This is a genomic window from Flavobacterium sp. UBA4854 (assembly GCF_002399805.1).
GTDB classification, from domain to species: domain Bacteria; phylum Bacteroidota; class Bacteroidia; order Flavobacteriales; family Flavobacteriaceae; genus Flavobacterium; species Flavobacterium ginsengisoli.
In genome coordinates this window covers 80,482-84,549 of the sequence record NZ_DHEI01000105.1, presented here as the reverse complement: position 1 = coordinate 84,549, position 4,068 = coordinate 80,482, and the positions used below count along the sequence as shown (strand labels likewise).

Sequence of the window (4,068 nt, the reverse complement as noted above, 5' to 3'; positions counted from 1 at the left end):
TCGACCACTTTACCCAACGGAATTCCACGTCCGTAATCACGAACAGAAACTGTTTTGTCTTTAATACTTACCTCGATAGTTTTTCCGGCACCCATAACGAACTCATCGATACAGTTGTCTAAAACTTCTTTTAAAAGAATATAAATACCATCATCTGGTGATGATCCGTCCCCTAATTTCCCGATGTACATACCCGGACGCATACGAATATGTTCCTTCCAATCGAGTGAACGAATATTATCTTCGTTGTATTGATTTTGCTCTAGCATAAATGAATTTAGGATTTTTGGCTAATTTACCATTTATCATCAAAAAATGAAAGCGTATTTCTTTTTTGTTATGAATAATAACAGTTCAAAATCTATTTAAATTGATTTTAAAATAAAATGGACATTAAAATTATAAAAAACTGCTTTTTCAGCAAAAAAAATACTATTTGATTCCGAGTACTTCTTTTGCCAATGCAATCATTTCGGATGTTCCTGTATTTTTGTTCTTTTCGTCTGAAAGTTTGACCACTCCTTGCCAATGTACATTATCGGGCTTTGTATCGGTTAGTTTTATAACCATATTCATAGCCGGAAGTCCAACATCGTTAGTGAAATTTGTTCCGATTCCGAAAGACATTTTTATTTTGTCCTGACAGAAATCGACAATCTTTTTTACTTTATCGTAATTTAAAGAATCTGAAAAAACAATAACTTTTGATTTTGGGTCGATTCCCATTTTATTATAGTGGGCGATCACTTTTTGAGCAAACTCAATTGGATCGCCACTGTCATGTCGAACACCGTCAAAAAGTTTAGAATATTTTTTATCAAATTGATTGAAGAATATTTCTGTTGTATAAGTATCTGTTAAAGCGATTCCGAGATCACCGCCATAAACCTTTGTCCAATTTTCGAGACTTATAAAATTTGCCACCTGAAAACCATATTGCGCCGCATGAAACATAAACCATTCGTGAGCATGCGTTCCTAAAGGTCTTCTGTTGTTAACCATTGCAAAATGCACATTACTGGTTCCAATAAAGCTGTTTCCTCCGTAGGCTCTTAAAGTTTCATTTACCAAATCATGAACTTCGTAAGAATGGCGCCTTCTTGTTCCAAATTCTAAAATTGAAACTCCTAATTTATTATAATTATCAATTTTTTCTTTCGTCAGTTCTTTTATGGCTTCATCATTTAAACGAATTAAATGATTTGATTTATAAAAAAGCTCCGAAATAAGTGCCATTAAAGGAACTTCCCATAAAATAGTCCTATACCAATAACCTTCTACTGTTACTGAAATTTCTGAACCTTCTTGACTAATCTGAACCTCAGACGGATCAAAACTATATCCTTGCAGAAAATCTAAATAAGTTGGATCAAGATAAGGACAATAATGAGCTAAATAGTTCTTCTCTTCTTTTGTTAAACGAAGCTCAGACAATGCATCGACAGATTTGCGAAGTAAATCTGCAAAACCTTCCGGGAAGATATGTTTACCACGATTTATAAATCCATAACGAACTTTTGCTTTCGGGAAAAGTTTAATTACAGCATGTTGCATCGTAAATTTATAGAAATCATTATCTAAAATTGATTTCAAAAAAGTATTTTCCATAGCACTCAAGTTCTTTTCATTCCTTGCTAAGATACGCCAATTTCAGAAAACACAAAAATTGTAGATTTCTTAATTTCTACTAAACAATTTTAAAAGAAACAATACTTTCTGTATCTATAAAAATCGTGATGTAATCTCCGACATTTTTATCAATTAGAATTTGAAATTCTAAACTTCCGCGCTTTTCTTTCGGATTAAGAACTTTAACTGGCTGATTCTTTCTATTTAAATAAAAAACCTGACTTGATTTGGAAACATTTTTAATTTCGACCGTGATTTTATCGCCATTCTTAGCTTCGATTATTCCCGAATTTGGAGTTTTTATTTTATAATCGTTTTCTATGGTTTTATTATAAATTAAAGGCCCATCTAAGAAATCACTTTTACTGATTCTGTCTCCAAGAAAAGTTCCCGAATCTGGATAATGCTTTGCAAAGAAATACTCGGGATTAGTATCAAAATATACGGGATTAAAATCGTTAACCATCCTTCCTTTACTGGTATCATAATATCCTTGTCCCCAAGTAACATCTACAAGACGCCATTTTTTATCAATTAAAACAACATTCCAAGCATGGTTTGATGAAGTCGCTTTACGGCCAATATCTCTCAAATTTGTTTTTGAATCGCCTCGAATTATTTCGCATTTCAAGTTTACAAGCTCTGCTAAATGTTGATACAAAGCTGTAAAACCCTCACAAACTGCTTTTTTAGATTTAAAAGCTTTCTGAATTAGATTATCATTCAGTTGTTTTATTTTTCGCTGTTTTTCGGCTTCCGAAGAATAACTGAAACCTTGCACTCTTGGTGGATTCAAGTACGCATTGTAATCGTATCTTATATTGAAAGCAATCCAGCTGTAAATAGCGCGCGCACGATCATAATCCGAATCAAAATCTTTTTCGATTTTGTCAGCTAATTTTTCTGTGCTATCAAAGCTTTTTGGGTATTTTGCAACTATTTTATCAACTTCGCTAATCTTCTGAGAAAAAGCAAAATTGATAAAAATACTATTTAATAAAAGGAAAATAAGGGCAATCTTTTTTTGTGGCATTTAAAAATTTGATTTAATAATATCTTTCAATTCCTGATCCAATTCTGGATTAGAGATTTTATTTTCTTGTAAATCAAAATTCGAGCCAAATGCTGGCAATGAGAAACTTCCTTTAATTTCTGCTCCATAGCGAGGAAAGAGATTCTGTGCAATTCCTAAAACAGATGCGCCTCCTCTACCGCCTGGAGAAGTTGCCAATAATAACATTGGTTTATGCTGAAAAACATCTTTTTCGATTCTTGAACTCCAATCGAAAACATTTTTGAAAGCAACAGAATAATTTCCGTTATTTTCTGCCATTGAAACTACTAAAATATCAGCTTCTTTCAATTTGTTTAAGAATGCTTGTGCAACTTTATGCTGACCAACTTCTTTTTCAAGATCAACACTAAAAACTGGCATTGTAAATTCATTCAAATCTAAAACTTCAACGTCCGCATTTTCAAATAAACTTGATGCATAAGTAGCTAAACGTTTATTGATTGAGTGCTTACTGTTACTTCCTCCAAAGGCTATTATTTTCATATTTGTGGTATTTGTTTTTTTTTCAACCATATAAGTAATATAAGTTCATTTACAAAACTTTGTCCTTTAATCAAAGAAGCCAAACTTAAATTTTCTTATATTACTTATATGGTCTAATATTAATTTTCTATTTCAAAAATCTCTTTTTGTATTTCTACAGAATAATCATTTGGCGAAATACTTCCACCGAAAGCTTTGGCATAAACTTTTGTAAATTCTGCTCCAAAATATAAAATAATAGCCGAATAATATACCCAAACCAAAATTATAATTACAGAACCCGCTGCGCCGTAAACACTTGCAACTGTTGAGTTTCCTAAGTAAACTCCTATGGCAAATTTACCTATCATGAACAAAATTGCAGTGCAAGAAGCTCCTATAAAAGCATCTTTCCACTTAATCACTCCATCTGGTAAAGTTCGGAATATAATTGCAAAAAGCAATGTAATACTGGCAAAAACAATCACTAGATTGACAACATAAAAAAGATATATTGTTGTGTCTGGAAAATAAAGTTTTAAACGTGCATTTAAAACGTCGAGTGTTGCATTGAGCATTAAACTGACCAACATTAAAAATCCAACAGAAACGATCATCGAAAATGACATCAATCTGTTTTGTATAAATTTTTTCAAGCCTTTATTTGGTTTTGCACGAAGTCCCCAAATGTAGTTGATTGAACTCTGAATTTCGGCAAAAACTCCTGATGCACCAACTAATAGCATCACAACTCCAAATATGGTTACAAAGACATTACTGTCTGATAATTGAACATTTTTGATTGCCTCCTGAATCTGTACAGCAGCATTATTCCCGACCAATCGATTTATCTGACCATATAACTGTCCTGTGACTGCCTCTTCCCCAAAAAAGAAGCCACA

At 32.5% G+C, this 4,068-nt stretch carries 5 protein-coding genes; all 5 read right to left on the bottom strand.

What is annotated here, in order from left to right; translation table 11 throughout:
• Positions 1-269 (bottom strand): ATP-binding protein (locus B3J44_RS15725; protein WP_286969543.1); only part of this gene is annotated, 269 nt, incomplete at its 3' end.
• Positions 270-432: 163 nt separating this feature from the next.
• A complete protein-coding gene (gene pncB, locus B3J44_RS15720) occupies positions 433-1,608 on the bottom strand; it encodes a nicotinate phosphoribosyltransferase (protein ID WP_286969541.1) in 1,176 nt (391 codons plus the stop codon).
• A 79-nt stretch (positions 1,609-1,687) separates the two neighbouring features.
• Positions 1,688-2,662, bottom strand: coding sequence for a transglutaminase domain-containing protein (locus B3J44_RS15715; protein ID WP_286969539.1), 975 nt, complete (start codon positions 2,660-2,662; stop codon positions 1,688-1,690).
• Positions 2,663-3,187, bottom strand: coding sequence for an NADPH-dependent FMN reductase (locus tag B3J44_RS15710; protein ID WP_286969537.1), 525 nt, complete (start codon positions 3,185-3,187; stop codon positions 2,663-2,665).
• Positions 3,188-3,306: 119 nt separating this feature from the next.
• Positions 3,307-4,068: YihY/virulence factor BrkB family protein (locus tag B3J44_RS15705; RefSeq protein ID WP_286969535.1), on the bottom strand; the 762-nt coding region annotated here is incomplete at its 5' end.

What these genes read in the sequence shown, in the direction of transcription:
- B3J44_RS15710 (WP_286969537.1), bottom strand. Translation starts at nt 3,187, where the DNA reads ATGAAAATAATAGCCTTTGGAGGAAGTAACAGTAAGCACTCAATCAAT.
- pncB (WP_286969541.1), bottom strand. Translation starts at nt 1,608, where the DNA reads ATGGAAAATACTTTTTTGAAATCAATTTTAGATAATGATTTCTATAAA.
- B3J44_RS15715 (WP_286969539.1), bottom strand. Translation starts at nt 2,662, where the DNA reads ATGCCACAAAAAAAGATTGCCCTTATTTTCCTTTTATTAAATAGTATT.